General features: G+C 60.3%; 14 protein-coding genes. 2 read left to right on the top strand and 12 right to left on the bottom strand.

Features of this window, described 5'->3' with window-relative positions:
- Positions 1–178: 178 nt before the first annotated feature.
- From CAF90_RS20140 to galE, 6 genes are all read right to left on the bottom strand, one after another.
- On the bottom strand, positions 179–2,257 hold the full coding sequence (locus tag CAF90_RS20140) for a YjbH domain-containing protein (protein ID WP_085608233.1): 2,079 nt from the start codon (positions 2,255–2,257) through the stop codon (positions 179–181).
- Positions 2,254–2,985 carry a capsule biosynthesis GfcC family protein gene (locus CAF90_RS20135; protein ID WP_085608378.1) on the bottom strand — a complete coding sequence of 244 codons (732 nt, stop codon included), beginning with the start codon at positions 2,983–2,985 and terminating at the stop codon, positions 2,254–2,256. Before CAF90_RS20135 ends, CAF90_RS20140 begins: the two co-directional genes overlap by 4 nt.
- Before the next feature lie 29 nt (positions 2,986–3,014).
- Entirely contained in the window at positions 3,015–3,680 is a 666-nt protein-coding gene (locus tag CAF90_RS20130; RefSeq protein ID WP_085608232.1) for a YjbF family lipoprotein, read from the bottom strand.
- Positions 3,681–3,691: 11 nt separating this feature from the next.
- Positions 3,692–4,807 carry a polysaccharide biosynthesis/export family protein gene (locus tag CAF90_RS20125; protein ID WP_176240358.1) on the bottom strand — a complete coding sequence of 372 codons (1,116 nt, stop codon included), beginning with the start codon at positions 4,805–4,807 and terminating at the stop codon, positions 3,692–3,694.
- A gap of 90 nt (positions 4,808–4,897) precedes the next feature.
- Positions 4,898–5,134: a hypothetical protein gene (locus tag CAF90_RS20120; protein WP_003226528.1), complete on the bottom strand. Its 237-nt coding sequence runs from the start codon at positions 5,132–5,134 to the stop codon at positions 4,898–4,900.
- Positions 5,135–5,361: 227 nt separating this feature from the next.
- Entirely contained in the window at positions 5,362–6,378 is a 1,017-nt protein-coding gene (gene galE / locus CAF90_RS20115) for a UDP-glucose 4-epimerase GalE (protein ID WP_085608231.1), read from the bottom strand.
- A gap of 378 nt (positions 6,379–6,756) precedes the next feature.
- Between galE and galU the strand changes: the two genes are divergently transcribed.
- Both galU and CAF90_RS20105 read left to right on the top strand, forming a co-directional pair.
- The gene (galU, locus tag CAF90_RS20110) at positions 6,757–7,590 is read left to right on the top strand and encodes a UTP--glucose-1-phosphate uridylyltransferase GalU (RefSeq protein ID WP_007951629.1); all 834 of its coding nucleotides are present in this window, start codon (positions 6,757–6,759) and stop codon (positions 7,588–7,590) included.
- 47 nt (positions 7,591–7,637) lie between these two features.
- The gene (locus CAF90_RS20105) at positions 7,638–8,045 is read left to right on the top strand and encodes a mannose-1-phosphate guanylyltransferase (RefSeq protein WP_085608230.1); all 408 of its coding nucleotides are present in this window, start codon (positions 7,638–7,640) and stop codon (positions 8,043–8,045) included.
- A gap of 3 nt (positions 8,046–8,048) precedes the next feature.
- Here CAF90_RS20105 and CAF90_RS20100 read toward each other — a convergent pair whose 3' ends face one another.
- From CAF90_RS20100 to CAF90_RS20075, 6 genes are read right to left on the bottom strand one after another with little or no spacing between them, the layout of a single operon-like run.
- Entirely contained in the window at positions 8,049–9,197 is a 1,149-nt protein-coding gene (locus CAF90_RS20100; RefSeq protein ID WP_085608229.1) for a GDSL-type esterase/lipase family protein, read from the bottom strand.
- 12 nt (positions 9,198–9,209) lie between these two features.
- Complete coding sequence (locus tag CAF90_RS20095) at positions 9,210–10,253, bottom strand: acyltransferase family protein (protein ID WP_085608228.1); 1,044 nt, start codon at positions 10,251–10,253, stop codon at positions 9,210–9,212.
- Between the two features lie 12 nt (positions 10,254–10,265).
- A complete protein-coding gene (locus CAF90_RS20090) occupies positions 10,266–11,369 on the bottom strand; it encodes a hypothetical protein (RefSeq protein ID WP_007951624.1) in 1,104 nt (367 codons plus the stop codon).
- A complete protein-coding gene (locus CAF90_RS20085; RefSeq protein ID WP_085608227.1) occupies positions 11,360–12,592 on the bottom strand; it encodes a polysaccharide biosynthesis C-terminal domain-containing protein in 1,233 nt (410 codons plus the stop codon). The genes CAF90_RS20090 and CAF90_RS20085 overlap by 10 nt, the downstream gene beginning before the upstream one ends.
- Complete coding sequence (locus CAF90_RS20080; protein ID WP_007951622.1) at positions 12,589–13,701, bottom strand: polysaccharide pyruvyl transferase family protein; 1,113 nt, start codon at positions 13,699–13,701, stop codon at positions 12,589–12,591. Before CAF90_RS20080 ends, CAF90_RS20085 begins: the two co-directional genes overlap by 4 nt.
- A gap of 14 nt (positions 13,702–13,715) precedes the next feature.
- Complete coding sequence (locus CAF90_RS20075) at positions 13,716–14,792, bottom strand: glycosyltransferase (RefSeq protein WP_085608226.1); 1,077 nt, start codon at positions 14,790–14,792, stop codon at positions 13,716–13,718.
- Positions 14,793–14,814: the final 22 nt, after the last annotated feature.

The raw sequence follows: 14,814 nt of genomic DNA, 5'->3' as shown, positions 1-14,814 counted from the left end.
GATGCTTTGATGTTGGCTGTACTAGCGCCATCGCGAGCAGGCTCGCTCCCACAAGGATGATGAGCGGATCAGGATTTGCTATTCACCTCAAACAAATGTGGGAGCGAGCCTGCTCGCGATAGCGGTGGAACACCGCCCGGAGCAACCCCACTCCCACTGACTCCCCGCTCTCCCGAACCTACTCGGTAATCTTCCCGAAGTTCCGATAGAACATGTCCCCTTCCCGACTGTCCGTCATCGAATGCAGCTGGAAGCTGCGGTTGAGCCGCGCGCCACCGTCACGGGTCAGCGGCGCCCACACCAGGTTGGCGCGGCGCATGGTCGACATGCTCATCATTTCGTCGAACGGAATCGACAGGTACAGCCCCTTGTCGAAACTACCCTCGCCATACTCGGCGCTGCCGGCGGTGGTGATCGTCGCCCAGGCGCCAAAGCGCACGCCGTTGAAGAACTCGCGGGAGATATCCACCGTGCCGCCAAAGTCGCCCGCCAGATAACGCCCGACGCTGACCGCAGCCAGCGTGTCGAACGGCAGGTCGGTGTAGCCAGTGACGTGGCCGGTCCAGACCGAGTAATCACGCAGGCCGAAACCCTGATCGAATTCACGCTGACGCACGTAGTTCAGGTCCGCACCGATCGACCAGCGCTTGCCGGTCGGACGAAACAGCACCTCGCCCCCGACCCCGGCGAACATCGACTCCAGATAACCGCCGTAGACCATGCCGTACAAATCCTTGTCCAGTTGCTCGGCGTGGCTGACCTGGAACAGCGGCATGGTGGTGTCCGACGTGGTCAGGTACTGACGCAAGTCGGTGCGCACACGCGGCAGGCCGCTGGGTGCGTCGTAGGTGAATTTGTCGAAGTTGTTGATCAGGTTCTGACTGAGCAAACCGTTCCACCAGGTGTTGCGGTTGAAGCGGTACTCGGCATCCAGATCGGCAGTGAACTGATAGAGCAAGCCATCGGGGCCGCCGACGTTCTGTTTGAAGCCCAGGCCGACGCCGTAATTGAAGTGCTGCGGCGCTTCGGTGTAGAGGGTTTTCTCGTTGCGCGGCATCGCCGGATTGATTTCGGTGGTGCGGTGCAGCGACTCCAGCGGCTCCTCGTTGTTGAGCACTTCGCGGAAGGTCTGCCGGGGCACGCTGGTTTCTTCCAGCGGCAGGTCGTAACGCTTGTTGACCACGGTGAACCAGTCGATGTCGTCGTTGACGCTGTTGTCGAGAATCCGGCTCGCGCGGCCGACGGCCTTAGGCGAATGGAAGTAGCGCTGCTGCTCGCCGTACACGATCAGTTCGGAATCGCGCTGGGTGATGCGCTCGACCTTGTAGCCGGCGTTCTGCTGCAAACGCCGAGATACGTCGGCCCAGTTGACCTCCTCCATCGTCGTGCTCGGCGCCTTCGCCGGCAGCGGTTCGGCCGGTGGGTCGAAGGTCTTGGCCGGGGCCTTGCGACTGACGAAATTGGTGTGGAACGTCACGCCGAACATCGCCGTGTTGCCCCGCTCCCACGCGGCGCTCAGGTCGAGGGAATCGGTCACCTTGAACACCGCGCCGAGGTTGATCGGCGAGTCCTGCTTGATGACGTTGTCCTTCGGCTCGTGCTTGTAGTCGTTGCCTTCGTATTCGAGTTTCAGGCTGAGGCGATCCCAGGGTGTCTGGTAACTCACGCCGCCGAAAAACGCAGGCTTGCCGCGAAAGTATGACCCGGCGTTGACGTCACCGGTGCCTTCCAGGTCCGGGCGGGTCTTGAAGCGATCACTGGCCCAGCCCAGCGGGTTGTCGAAGTCGCCACGATTACCGATGTAACCCCAGGCGATGCCGGCGCTGAAATCGAAATTGTCATAGCGCTTGTTGGCCACGAAGAATTCACTGGCAAACAAACCGGTACCACCGATGTCTCGAAAGCCCAGCGCCACTTCCGGCGCCCAGTGGCTTTCCTGCCACAGCCGGACCTTGGCGTCGACCGCCTTGTCCTTATAGCTCTGGCTGCCGCTCAGCGCTTCGGAACCGTACGGACGGTTGGTGATGGCGGTGTAGCGAAACGAACCTTCCAGCCAGTCGAGCGGCTGCAACGAAACGCTGTATCGGCTGTACGGTTCGGTGCGGTTGGCGTTGACGCTCAACTCACCGGCGGGCGACATGCGCGCGGTCGGGGTCTGCAACAGACCGACGCCGCCGAAGTCATTCTGGGTAATGCGTGGCTCGGCATGCACCAGGCCACACGGCAATAACAACACAGCTGCAAAACGCAAATTCAACGAACCACCTCAGCCAACTGCGTGGCAATCAATTCGGCCAACTGCTGATTCAGTTCAGGGACAGGCGGATCCAGATCATCGTTTTTCACCGGCACCAGAATCTTGCTGCCGGCCATGGGCATCTGCCCGCTCTCGCGGTTCCAGTGGGCGATGCCGACCCGCCGTGATTCGCCGTTGGGCTGGATCAGCCACAGGTAGTCGGCATCGGCGTCGGCCTCCAGCAACGTGCAGCCCTGCAGGTATTCGCGGGCCTCCTGCAACGGCTGGTAAGGCAAGCGGCACGGCTCGGCGACCGCGCCCAGCACTTCGACTTCGTCGACCCGTTTCGGGTAGATCAGTTGATCGCCATCGTCGAGACGGATGTTGCGGGCGAAGCCGACTTCCACCGCCACCGGATCGAGATCGGCAATCTGCCGCCCGGTCACCGGCATCTGCCGGACCTGCTCGGCCAGACGCTGTGCCAGCGCCGCTCGACTCGGCTTGTCGAACAGCATCGCCATGCGCTGCAGCACATCCAGATCGAACAGCACGCCGACCTTGAGTCGCGTCTGTTCTTCCAGCAATGACTGACGCAACAGAACGCCCGCCAGCCAGTAGCCTTCGGCATTCGGTACAGCCTCGCCGATCACATCGCGCAAACGCCCGCCCGCCGGCAATTCGATCGGGCCCGGGTTGACCACATCACCGCTGACGATGACCGCTGCCTCGCTGCCCCCGGTGAGCAACATCAAACACGCCGACAGCGCTCTGAGCCGCTTCACGGGACATGCCTGCGGTCAGGGGTCAGTTGCACGATCCTGACCCGCAACTGCGAGGTCAGTTGCTGTTCACTCTGCACAATGAAACCGTCCACCGGATCGACCCAGTAACGATTGGTCGCGCGCAGGCCGATGGCCGGCGCGTCAATCTGCTCATCGACACGCAGCACGGTGTATTCCTTGTCGAGAATCTCGAGGGTTTCCAGGGATTTTCGGGAGAAGCGGCTGTTGACGATGATCCCGACTTCCTGGCCCTTGTAGAGGTCGATCCAGCGGCGGCTGGTGTAGCCGTCGGTGATGCGATGCAGACCCTGTTTGAACGGCGAGTCATCGGACAGGCGCGTGCCGTCCAGATCGCCCTCCGCGCCCAGACCGATGCTGCGCATCGCCAGGCCGTCGCGCATCAACAACACCTGCTTGCCGGAGGCGACCCAGAACTGCAGATCCTCACGCTCGCGCACCAGCGCCAGTACCCCGGAGCCGGACGGCGTGGTCAGTTTGAGTTGGGGATACTTGACCCCGGCCACCTGCTCCGCCGACACATCGAGTTCATCCGGTCCGATGACCGACGCCTTGAGGTTGTTCAACGAAGCGCTCATCAGCGGATTGCAGCCACTCAACAACACGGCCGCCATCAGGCACACGCCCACTTTCAACGTTTTCACAGTCGGCGGCCTTATTTGCTGTTGTTACTGTATTCGCTCCAGTTCTTCGCAGCGGAAGCTCCGGTCCCGACAATCGATGCCGACGGCACCAACTGACTGATCAGGCGATTCCAGCGAGTCACGTTGGCAGGCCCGACATAAACCACGTCCTGGGGCCGCACTTCGAAGTGCGAAGCGAGCGCCATGGCGGTCGGCGATTCGGCTTCCAGCTGATAGATTTTCGCCGGCTCGACATCGAGGTTTTCGACCCCGCGAATCACGTACACGGCGTTGCCGTTGGAGGTGGTCTGGCTCAAGCCGCCGACCGAACCGAGCACGTCGGACAGGTTCATGGTGGCGGTCTTGAAACTCAGCGCACGCGGCTGGTTGACCTCGCCCATCACGTAGATGCGCTTGTTGTCGTTGTACGGCAGATACAGCTGATCGCCACCCTTGAGGTAGACGTTCTGCAATTCGGAATCCTGCTGATTCAGCGCGTCGAGATTGAGCGGATAGACCCGCCCGTTACGCGTCAGCATCAGCCCGGACAAATCGGCATTGTTGGTATCGACACCGGCCGAACCGAGGGCCTCGACCACGCTCAGCGGGTTGGTCGAAATCGCCTGGGGGCCGGCCTTGGCCACGGCGCCCGAGACCACGACTTTCTGGCTGGCGAAACGCAGCACCGCGACATCCACTTGCGGCTCGGCAATGAACGCCGAGAGGCGTTGCTCGATGTCCGAGCGCAGTTGCTGGATGGTTTTGCCGGCGGCCTGGACTTCCTTGATGTACGGGTAATACAACGTGCCGTCGGAGCGCACCAGACGGCCGTTGGCGTCGATCTGCTGCTGCGCACCCGAAGGGGCGGTCAGCTCGGGATGATCCCAGACCGTGATGTACAGCACATCGTTGCTGCCGATGCGGTATTCGGCCGGGGTCGCCAACAACTCCGCCGGCACCGACTCACGCTTGTACGTGGCGCGGTTCATGGCGATGAGCTTGGGGGTGATCTGAATGAGCTCGACCCGGCTGCTTTCGCTGGCGCCCTGGCGCGTGATGCTACTGGTGCTCAGGTACTGGCCGGGGGAGAACATGCAACCTTGCAAAGCGATACTTGCCAACAATAAAAGAGAAAAACGACGGGTCATAATGGCACTACGCTATTCAAGGGCGAATCCAAAAACAAAGTCACCCGACTTTCGTCGGGCGACCTTGTACTGCACCAACAGATACTTCAGTTAGTTGTGCGTGCCGGTTGTACCCGTGGTACCGGTGGTACCCGTTGTACCGCCGTTGGCACTTCCACCACTGTTGGACGCCGCTACAGCACTGGCGACCATGGCAGTACTGGCAGCAGGCGCTGTAGAAGCCGCGACACTGCCAGATACATTGGTCACTGCTGTAAGCGGCGCTTCAGCTGCGGAGGCCCAGTTGCTCAACATCGTCAACAGGGCGATCGCCATCACTTTCTTCATATCAACTCCTTTCTAACATTGCACCTGAACATCGGGTGTTCGTTAGAGGTGGTAGAGTTCAAGTCGCAAAAAGCGCGAACAAGATCCGTTGTTCTTTCACAGTCTTACCCAACTGATAAAAGTCGAACGGCAGGTTTATATCTACGGACTTGCAAAAGGCATTGCCAGTCTAATTTCCCGACGATATCTAACAACCTGACTGAAACTAACATTGCACTAAAACGCCATCATCCCTGATAACCCCGGGGATGATTCGATTGCCAGCGCCAGGTGTCGGTGACCATGTCCTGCAAGTTGCGTGTGGCTTTCCAGCCGAGCTCCTTTGCCGCCTTGGAGGCGTCGGCCCAGCTCTCGGCGATATCCCCGGAACGCCGTGGCATCACGCGGAACGGCACTGGCTGCCCGCAGGCCTGCTCGAAGGCGCGCAGCACCTGCAACACGCTGTAGCCGTCGCCGGTGCCGAGGTTCCAGGTATGAATGCCGGTGCGGTCGGCGATCGATTGCAGGGCTTTCAAATGCCCGTCCGCCAGATCCACCACATGGATGTAATCGCGCACGCCGGTGCCATCGACTGTCGGGTAATCGTCGCCGAAGATCGACAATTCCTTGAGGCTGCCGACCGCCACCTGGCTGATGTAAGGCACCAGATTGTTGGGGATGCCGTTGGGGTCTTCGCCCATCTGGCCGCTGTGATGCGCGCCGATCGGGTTGAAGTAGCGCAGCAGAGCGATGCTCCAGCGCGGTTCGGACTGGCACAGGTCGCGCAGCACGTTCTCGACGATCAGCTTGGACTGGCCGTAGGGATTGGTCGGAGTGCCGGTCGGGAAGTCCTCGCGGATCGGCATCTGCGCCGGCTCGCCGTACACCGTGGCGGACGAGCTGAACACCAGCCGGAACACCCCCGCCGCTGCCATCGCCTGGCACAGCGTGATGCTGCCGCTGACGTTGGTTTCGTAGTATTCGAGCGGCTTGCGCACGCTCTCGCCGACAGCCTTGAGCCCGGCGAAGTGCAGCACGGCGTCGATAGCGTGCTGCTGGAAAATCCGGTCCAGCAGGGCCCGGTCACAGACATCTCCGCGAATCATCAGCGCACTTTTGCCGCAAATGGCTTCCACCGCGTGCAAGGCGGCGTCGCTGCTGTTGCAAAGATTATCCAGAACTACAACTTCATAACCTGCTTCAAGTAGTGCAAGTGTGGTGTGCGAGCCGATATAGCCGGCGCCACCCGTTACCAGAATCTTCATAGCGCGGTCCATAGTGGGAAAAGTGCCAACTCGCTTGTCAAGCGCTGTTTGTTTAATGTGTGTCTTGATTCACACAAACAGCGCGACAACAACCAGAAACAAAAACAGTTCAATCACTGGCTATAAATATTTTTACAAGCCAAACTGTATTGCCTGGTACTTATTAGCACTCCCGCGCATTCATCACTATCAACGGATGCCGACTAAAAATAACCAATAACTGTCAAACCGACATCTCATAACATTGTCGTGTTTTACACTCATTGCTATTTGCCACTCATCTCCCAAGTCAGGTATTAAAGTACAGCTTCAATAACTTGCAACCTTCGTTATTGCAATAAACGATGGCAGTGCGCCATGAATGACCAGGAAACTTTTATGATCCGTAAATGTTTGTTCCCCGCTGCCGGTTATGGCACGCGTTTCTTGCCGGCCACCAAAGCCATGCCCAAGGAAATGCTGCCGATCGTCAACAAGCCGTTGATCGAATACGCCGTTGAAGAAGCGCGGGACGCCGGCCTGCAACACATGGCCATCGTCACCGGACGGGGCAAGCGCGCACTGGAAGACCACTTCGACATCAGCTACGAACTCGAACACCAGATCCGTGGCACCGAGAAAGAGAAATTCCTGGCCGGCACTCGCGAGCTGATCGACACCTGCACCTTTTCCTACACTCGTCAGGTGGAAATGAAAGGCCTGGGCCACGCGATTCTCAGCGGCCGCCCGTTGATCGGTGACGAGCCTTTCGCCGTGGTACTGGCGGACGACCTGTGCCTGAACCTCGAAGGCGACGGCGTACTGACGCAGATGATCGAGCTGTACAAGAAATTCCGCTGCTCGATCGTCGCCATCCAGGAAGTCCCGCGCGACCAGACCCACAAGTACGGCGTGATCGCCGGCGAGGCGATTTCCGAGGGTATCTACCGGGTCAACCACATGGTGGAAAAACCGGCCCCGCAAGACGCACCGTCGAACCTGGCGATCATCGGCCGCTACATCCTCACGCCGGACATCTTCGACCTGATCGCCGACACCGAACCGGGCAAGGGTGGCGAAATCCAGATCACCGACGCCCTGATGAAACAGGCGCAGAACGGTTGCGTGCTGGCCTACAAGTTCAAGGGGCTGCGCTTCGACTGCGGCGACGCCGAGGGTTACCTGCAGGCGACCAACTTCTGCTACGACAACGTTTACCTGAAGGGCCGCTGAGCGGCCCCCACTGATTCATTGCAGCACGCACATCCAACGAGGCAACCATGAACATTGCACAACATTCCGCAGAGATTGAACGTGAGGTGGACAACCTCGGGGTGATGAGCTGGTTATCCCGCCATCAGCCATTGCCCAGCGCCAATGGCCCGTGGCTGGGCACCCTGCTGCTGGTCGATCGCATCGGTGTGTTTCCCTCCTCCGGGGACATACGCCGACCGATGCGCGATCCCTATCCCCTGCTCGCCCACCTGAAACGGATCTACGGCGAACAGGCGCTGGAGGTCGATGACCGCGACGGCCTGAAAGTGATTTTCAGCGACTGGCGTTTTCGCGTGCGGATCTGCTGCAACGACCCGGCGATCATCGTCAACGTCGAAACCCGTTGCGTGACGCAGTTGATGCCGCAGAAAACCGCAGAGCTGCTGAGCCATCTGGATCTGTTCGACAACTGACGGCTACTTCGAAGTCTCGCCACAGTTGTCCTGTGGCGAGACTTTTTGCTGTCCGCCCACAACCCAACGATAGAAGTAATCGGCAATCACCCGCCCGCCCGTGGCCGGCACTGGATGAATCTTGTCCGGACCAATCATGGCCGCCGCGTAGCGTTTGACGTCGGTGCCGAACGCGCATTGCAGATTGGCATAACCCAGCTGTTGCTCACGGGCCCAGGGCTCGATGACCTGCGCATAAGCCGACATCGGATAGGCGCTGGAGCGGGTGGTGTCCTGACGCAGGATCAGGTTGATGCTCGCCGCCGGTTGAATCTCGCGGAGCATGCCGACCAGCCCCTGGACATTGTGCAAATACTGCTCGGGCTTCACACCAAAACCCTGGTCGTTGCCACCGAGCATGATCAGGTAAATGTCTGCGGGAATCTTCGACACCACGGCTTTCCACTGCGCCTGCCAGCGGGCATCGTCGTGATAGAAATCAGCGGACGCCGCGCCGGACGCTGCCAGTTTCGACACCCGAACCCCGTTCTGATCGTTGCTCAGCCACAGGCCGAACAGGGTCGGCGCGCCCTTCACCACTTCCAGTCTGAAAGCCCAATCGGTGGCTGCCGACGTGCCGGACAGCGGGACTTCCTGAACGCCCTCGCCTGCGAGTTTCAACGGCTGCCAGTCGGCAGAAGGTGACCAGCGATAACGCAACTCGCTGGACTCACCGTTGCCGAGGTAAAGCAGTTTCGCCTGAGTGACGGCGGTGTTGATGGCAGGCGTCGGACTGGCCTCAACTTGCAGCCAGGCGCCGGGGCGGCCGGTCAACGTGCGACTGTCGGGGCTGGCCTGGCCGAGGCCGGAGACCTGCCAGTCGCCGCCGAAGTATTTCTCGCTGCTGCGGGTGTACTTGAAATGCGTGCCGCCCAGCGCTGCACCGTGGTTGAAGCCGACATAACCCGGCCCGGCAAACCCGACCTCCCCGGCCACGCGCTGCACCAGTTTGTTCAGGTAGAAATCCTGCCCGGCGCTGTAGCTGTCGCCGATCACCGAGATCGACAAGACCTTGCCGGCCCTGCCTTCACGCCACTGGCCAAACCGCTCGCGAGCGTCGCCGATTTGCACCACCGACGCCGCTACCGGCGGCACATCATCAACAGCCAGCATGGATCGCTTCCTTCATCGGGTCTGCGCCACCGGTGCGATGGTCGCCGCCGGTTTCTTTTTCGTCGCGGCACGTTCGCCGAGGAACAGCACGGAGGTGAAATTGAACCGACTGAAAATCATCGACAACACCACCGGCCCGAGCAAGCCACACGTCACGCCGCAGAACACCAGCACGCTTTCATCTTTCACGCCCAAGCGGCCGAGGATCGAGCGCGACGTGGCGGCGAACAACACATGAAACAGGAAAATCGCATAGGAATAACCGCCGAGCCAGGTCAGCGCCTTCGAGCGCATGTCACTCGACAGCAGCGCGATGCACGACACGCAGCCCACCGTCAGGCCGATCAGGCTGCGGCGGTCGACGATCAGCTCGCGGTTCACCGACGCCACGTACAGCAGCGTCAGCGAGATCAGCACAAACACCAGCGGGCCGATCACCTTGAACGTCTGCTTCAGCTCGCTGACTTTCTCCTGACCGATCATGCCCGCCACAAAGAACGGCAACAGATAAATCGCCCCGTTGATGCCGAATGCGTCCAGCGGAAACGGCGGCAACAGAAACACCGCCGCCGCGAACGCGAACAACAGGTACAGGCGTGTTGGCGTGCGCAGCAAACCGCGCCATTCCAGCAGGCCGACGAACATGAAAATGATGAACACCGCCTGCAGGAACCAGAAGTGGTTGATCGGCACATAGAACGACAACAGCGCATCCATCACGCTGACGTCCTTGTTCACGCCCGGCCCCACCGCCTGCAACACCGAGAACGGCACACCCACGCAAAACAGCGGCACGATCAGCCGCCGCACCTTGCCGCTGAAGAACGCGGAAAAGTCATTGCCGCGAATCTTGTAGATGGAATAGATGTAGCCGGAGATGAAGGTGAACAGCGGCATGCGCACGTACACCATCGAATCGGCGATCACCCGGAACGGCGAGCCGATGTCGATTTTCAAACCACCGCCCAACGGCCCGATCACGTGATAGAGCACCAGCAACAGGCACGCCAGGCCACGCAGGGTTTCGATCTCCAGGGACTTTTTCTTGCTCGACATAAAGCACCCGCCTCAATTCAGAATTCTTGATTCAACCTTCACCGGTTTGTTCGCCCGCAGCATCAGACCCAGGCCCACAAACAGCACCGGCACCACCATCGAAAAGTGCCGGGCGAACGAGCCGAAGTCCGGTTCGAACAAGCCTTGAACCAGCAGGAACGCCAGCGGAATCGCGATCAGTTCCTTGGGTTTGGTCTGGATCGGCGCGCCCTTGTAATCGGTCGAGGTGATGACTTTGAACAGCAGCAGCGCGGTCATGATCATCAACGCCACGAAGATCACCTGGCCCGGTCCGGACAGCAGGATCAGCTCAACGGGGAACGACAACCGGAAGAAAATGATCATCGAGTCCAGGGCCTGCGAGACGAAGTCGCTGCCGCTGAGCCACGACACGATCAGCGATTTGGAACCCTCCTCGCCCGCCGTGCGCAGTTCGTTGTTGCTGGCGCGAATCGACGACACCGGAAAGCCCAGCGCCAGCTGGATCGCCATCGCAACCGCGAGATAGAACAGGAACAGCATCAGGAAGAAGGTCGTGCGCGAGACGTATTTCTTCATCACGCAGACGCCGACCCACGACAGCGAAAACAGAATCCAGTAAGGCCGAATCAGCACGCCGTAGATCACCGCCGAGAGGAAAAATCCGCCGCGATATTTGCGCGTCAACGAGCTGAACAGAATGCTCAACACCGCCACCGACACGATGATTTCCTTGGTCAGGTTTTCCAGGAAAAACGAACGCACGATGCCCCACAGGCACAGGGTTCCGAAGATGGTCAGCGGCATGCGCCGGAACACCACCACGGGAATCGCCGTGAGGAAGAAGTTGCAGAACATCCCGTAGGCCCAGGCGTTGGTCAGGTTGATCCCGGTGGGCCGCAGCAGGAACGCCGAACACTCGTAGGAGGAGCGATCCGGCGAGAACGGGTTCCAGAAATTGCAGTTGTCGGCCCGGGCATAGGACGACCACAGGGTCATCGCATCCGGGCCGGGATCGCGGGGAATCAGCAGCGGCATCGCCACCGACAGAAACAGCCCGGTGAACAGGATCAGGAACGACAGCGACGAATCGAGACGGCGACCGCGAAACTCGATACACGGAAGTTTCAGGCCCATGACACGACAGCCTTTTTCGCGCGCGTGGCGCGAGTCAGCAGCGCAATCACCCCGAGCTGCACGATGATCGCAAAGACGTTGCCCCAGGCCGCGCCGTAGATCGAATAGTGCTTGATCAGCAGGTAACTGACCGGCACTGAAACCAACAGACAAATGGCCGCGCTGGCGAGGGACACCCGACTGTTTTTCGAGGCGATCAACCCGCCCCAGACGATGTCGCCAATGGCGCGCAGGGCGAAGGAGAAAATCAGCACGCCGAGGATGCCGTTGTCCGGACGCGGAACGCTGGTGGCGACGTAATCGAGCACCACGTTGAAGAACAGATAAATCCCAACCGCGACTGCCGCCGACACCACCAGCGAACGTGCGACCCATTTGTTCACGAACAACTGCCGGACCGTGAACGGTTGCTGATCGGCCTGATAACGCTTGGCGAGCAGCGGAATGCCGACCACCGCCACCACCGCGTAAGACAGCGCCTGCAAGGTGTTGGCCGCCGACCACGCGTACACGTATTTACCGAGGCTGGCGTAAGGTTCGAGGTCGATGATCAGAAAGCGTTCGGCGTACTGACTCAGGGCGATCAGGCCAGTGCCGAGGTAAAACGGCAACCCGGCTTTCCACACTGCGGCAGTGGCCAGCGTCCCCTCTTCCCGCCCGCGATGAACATTCACCACGATCAGGTAACCGGCGACAATCACCAGCACGTTGGCGATGACCCACAGCCACAACACGCTGGCGATTGCGGACACCCAGCCGAGCGCCATCCCGCCCACGGCCAGCAATGCCCAGAGCCCGGTCTTGATGAAAAACAGCAGCGCACCCGCCGTGGCTTTCTGCGCGGAAAACACGAACGAGTTGATCTCGAACGACAGATGCTCGGTGAGCAGTACCAGCGTCACGCAGGCGATCAGCGCGGTGGTCGCTTCTACCGACTGGAACAGTGAATAAATCACCACCGTCAGCACCGACAGCGCCAGGCCCACGGCCAGGTACAACAACAGCACCTTGTCCACGACCCGGCGTGAACTGCCGCCCACGCTGATCAACCGGTTGATCTCGGAACTGAAACCGACGCTGTAGAACTTCGACGCGATCAACGACGCCGCGACCACCACGCCGTAAAAACCCAGCGCCTCGTAACCGAGGTAATGGGTGATGGCGAGCACCAGCAGGAACTTCGCGCCCAGTGCCCCGCCCCGCAGCAACAGCCGGAATATCATCGAATGACGCCCTTGATGATGTCGTCCATGGCCACGGTTTTCGCCTCGATCTCGCGGCAGGTGTCGGTCAGGCGTTTGCCGAAATTCGACAGCGCGTCAGGCGCGTAAACGGTGTCGATGATGGTGTCGACATTGATGTCGCCGCCGTTGATGACCCAGTCCTCGACGCCCATGTCCTGATAGGCGCCGAAGCCTTTGCGTTCGTAGCTGATGTGGTACGCCGGCACTCCCGAAAGCAGCGATTCGATCGCGCCGTGCAGGCGTACGGAAATCACCAGGTCCGGTTGGTATTTGGCCAGCGTCGCCTTCAGCGGCAACAGGTCTTCGGTGATGCCCAGTTCGCGATAGAACGCGCCGTCATCGTTACCGCGCACGGCGCTCTGTACAGCGCAGACCACTTTGCTTTTGTTCTTCAAGCGCTGCAGCAGCACTTTCAGGTTGGCCACGTAGGCGAGCTTCTTTTCCTTGCTCCACGCCGGCGGTTTGCGCAGCACCACGCACACCGTCGCCGGCGTCGAGGCGCAGCGGGTGAACTTGGGTTGCTGAAGGATCTTGCCGGCCAGCGCCTGCACCGCGAGGTCCGGTGCGCGGTAGACATTCTCGCAAGCATCGAACAGCGCCGAGGAACGGTTATCGCGCACAAACACCGCGTCGGCGCTGGCGTAGTGGCCGACGATCTTGTCGCTGTCGCCGTGGAACGGCCCGATACTTTGCGGCAGGTACACCGACGGCACTTTGCTGAGGATCGCGGTTTCCAGTTGCTTGGCGTGGCCGAGTTTCAGCTTGATGTGCTCGAAGGCGCTCTTCGAACGCATGTAGCCGCCGCCGACGCCGACGATCAGATCGGTTTTCTTCAACAGATCCGCCAGCCCCGCGTAGGACTGGTTGAGGAACACCGCTTCTTTGACCCGACCCAGGCCCTTCGCCGCCATCACCGGCGCGTCGAAACGCGGGTGCGGCAGGTACTTGAAAGAGTCCGGATCGGAAGCCACAACGCTGATCGCGGTGTCTTCGCCAAAGTTGCGCTGCACCAGGGCGATGGCCAGATCGACCAGCAGACCATCGCCGGAGTTGGAGGCACTGTAGCCATGCAAAATCGTTACGTTCATGAGCGGAGTTCTACTTAATAAGAGGGAGCGGAATACACGTCGTAGGTCTGGCGGATCATCAACGCGGCGCTGAAACGCTCGCGGACGATGCGCCGACCTTCGATGCCGAGGGCCGACAACGCAGGCTTCTGGATTTTCTTCAGCCGATCGGCCAACGCCTGATGATCACCGGCGGGGAACACGTAACCGGACACGCCATGGGTGACCAGCTCGGGCAACGACGTGCAGTCGCTGGCGATCACCGGCAGACCCAGCGCCATGCCTTCCAGCGGCACCATGGCAAAGCCTTCCCAGCGACTCGGCACGATCAGCGCATCGGCTTGCTGATACAGCGCGTGCACCTCGGTTGGCGTCACCCAGGGCAGGTATTCCACCCCGTCCAGCGGCGGACATTCGACGACGTCCTCGTTCACCGCGCTGCCCACCACCGTCAGTTTCAGGTCGCTACGTTTTGCTTCGCTGTAGGCCTTGAGCAACACGTCGAAGCCTTTCTGGTAGTCGAGGCGACCGACGAACAGCAAATGAATCGGTGCCGGATCGTTGGCCTTGCGTTCGTCATGTTTGTGATCGATGCCGTTGTAGATCAGCGTCATGCGCTGGCGCTCGATGCCAAATTTCGCGGCCTTGTCCAGCTCGAACTGGCTGACGCAGATGATCTTGTCGGTGACCTTCTGCAGCACCCGCTCGATCCACGCATAGACTTTCTGCTTGATCGGCGAGCTTTCCATCAGGAACGAAAACGCATGGGGGCAGTAGACGATTTTCGGATTGCGCCACGGCCGCAGGAGCACGCACACGCAACGGCCGATCACCCCGGAAAAGGTGCTGTGCAAATGCACCACATCGGGATTTTCCTTGAGCAGGACCCGCGCCAGCTGCCAGGCAAAACGCAGCAGCGACGGCACATTCCGCCCGCTTCGGGCAAAGGTGCGGATCTGCTGTGCATCGATGCCATGCAGTTCTTTCTTCTGGTCGAGCGGGACCAGATACACCAGCTCATAGCGCCCGTCTTCCGGAGCCGCCGAAATCGTGCGGATGACCGTCGCCACCCCGCCTTTGATCGTTTCCGCCACGTGCAGTATTTTTTTCACAACCCACCCACTTTCATGCCTG

The sequence above is a fragment of the Pseudomonas sp. B37(2017) genome, from assembly GCF_002112885.1.
GTDB classification, from domain to species: domain Bacteria; phylum Pseudomonadota; class Gammaproteobacteria; order Pseudomonadales; family Pseudomonadaceae; genus Aquipseudomonas; species Aquipseudomonas paraglycinae.
This window is presented reverse-complemented; position numbering and strand designations above follow the sequence as displayed.

Excerpts from the sequence above, each read along its gene's own strand:
- CAF90_RS20095 (WP_085608228.1), bottom strand. The coding sequence starts at position 10,253 with ATGTCGAGCAAGAAAAAGTCCCTGGAGATCGAAACCCTGCGTGGCCTG.
- CAF90_RS20135 (WP_085608378.1), bottom strand. The coding sequence starts at position 2,985 with ATGTTGCTCACCGGGGGCAGCGAGGCAGCGGTCATCGTCAGCGGTGAT.
- CAF90_RS20105 (WP_085608230.1), top strand. The coding sequence starts at position 7,638 with ATGAACATTGCACAACATTCCGCAGAGATTGAACGTGAGGTGGACAAC.
- CAF90_RS20125 (WP_176240358.1), bottom strand. The coding sequence starts at position 4,807 with ATGACCCGTCGTTTTTCTCTTTTATTGTTGGCAAGTATCGCTTTGCAA.
- CAF90_RS20090 (WP_007951624.1), bottom strand. The coding sequence starts at position 11,369 with ATGGGCCTGAAACTTCCGTGTATCGAGTTTCGCGGTCGCCGTCTCGAT.
- CAF90_RS20100 (WP_085608229.1), bottom strand. The coding sequence starts at position 9,197 with ATGCTGGCTGTTGATGATGTGCCGCCGGTAGCGGCGTCGGTGGTGCAA.
- CAF90_RS20080 (WP_007951622.1), bottom strand. The coding sequence starts at position 13,701 with ATGAACGTAACGATTTTGCATGGCTACAGTGCCTCCAACTCCGGCGAT.
- galU (WP_007951629.1), top strand. The coding sequence starts at position 6,757 with ATGATCCGTAAATGTTTGTTCCCCGCTGCCGGTTATGGCACGCGTTTC.
- CAF90_RS20085 (WP_085608227.1), bottom strand. The coding sequence starts at position 12,592 with ATGATATTCCGGCTGTTGCTGCGGGGCGGGGCACTGGGCGCGAAGTTC.
- CAF90_RS20120 (WP_003226528.1), bottom strand. The coding sequence starts at position 5,134 with ATGAAGAAAGTGATGGCGATCGCCCTGTTGACGATGTTGAGCAACTGG.
- galE (WP_085608231.1), bottom strand. The coding sequence starts at position 6,378 with ATGAAGATTCTGGTAACGGGTGGCGCCGGCTATATCGGCTCGCACACC.